Source organism: Vibrio sp. Vb0349 (assembly GCF_033338975.1).
In genome coordinates this window covers 1-1,034 of the sequence record NZ_JAWOTS010000458.1, presented here as the reverse complement: position 1 = coordinate 1,034, position 1,034 = coordinate 1, and the positions used below count along the sequence as shown (strand labels likewise).

Annotated in this window: 1 protein-coding gene and 1 pseudogene; both read left to right on the top strand. The window is 46.1% G+C overall.

The window, feature by feature from the left end:
• The first annotated feature begins 131 nt into the window (after positions 1–131).
• Entirely contained in the window at positions 132–560 is a 429-nt protein-coding gene (locus R7Q47_RS26575; RefSeq protein ID WP_017448959.1) for a CesT family type III secretion system chaperone, read from the top strand.
• A gap of 3 nt (positions 561–563) precedes the next feature.
• Positions 564–1,034: pseudogene (gene vopS, locus R7Q47_RS26570) on the top strand (T3SS effector adenosine monophosphate-protein transferase VopS); the annotation flags it as partial.

Genomic DNA, 1,034 nt, shown 5'->3' with positions numbered 1-1,034 from the left:
AATCCGACCATCTTTAGCATATTAATCGCGCCAAATGATGAAAAATAACAGCATCAAAACGGCCTGGGTCACTCTGTTTTCATGACTCGTCCGCCGAATTCGTAACAAGCACTATAGGATTATTCATTCAAATGGCTAATGGATTTATTACCGCTTTGATGACGGATTTTGCTCACCGTTGCCAAATAGAACAACTGGTTTTTGATGGCGACGATTGCTGTCATCTTTTGATTGACCAAGACACGGCAATCACTGTGCGTGCTGAGGATGATCGCCTGACGCTCATTGGCTTGATTTCTGGCGACAAACCAGAACATGACGTGATGCTGCAATACATGAAAGCGTCGCTCACTCAAGGCTCACCAGCCGTTTATTGGGACGAGGAAGTCGGTTTTGTTGGCTTTGTTCATCTAAGTCAGCAATGGCTGGATGCAGCGATGTTAGATGAATCTCTCGGCAATTTCATTGAATGGTTAAAAAGCACGACCAACTCAACAATCAGTGATGAGCCAAGCGCGCCAGTGATGGATGCTAACCAATTCTCTACATTAAGGGTGTAAATCATGATCAGTTTTGGAAGTGTGAGTGCATTGCAAGCGGCGATGCCACAAGCTCGTAATGAGATTCTAAATGAAGGCAAACTCAGCATTGGTGGTAAGGAATATACGATCAATGCTGCTACTCAAGAGTTTACACGCGCAAACCCTACAAGTGGTGCAGTCGCGCGCTTCTTTGAAGCTACTGGGAAATTATTTCGTGAAGGCAGCACGCAGTCTGTGGCAAAAGCGATCACAAAAGCAGTGTTTGACAACGAACAGGGACAAGCTCAGCGTTTGCAAACATCGTCTTCTGTCGAGCATGGTCAGATGTTGTTTAAAGACGCGAACCTCAAAACGCCTTCAGATGTTTTGAATGCGTTTGCGAAGTTGGACAGCAAAATGGTGAAGTCTCACGCTGCTGAGCTGAGCCAACTTGCCGACCGAGCCATGACAGACGTGATGCTAGAGACGGATTCTGGCAAGAACCTCAAAGCG

Excerpts from the sequence above, each read along its gene's own strand:
- R7Q47_RS26575 (WP_017448959.1), top strand. The coding sequence starts at position 132 with ATGGCTAATGGATTTATTACCGCTTTGATGACGGATTTTGCTCACCGT.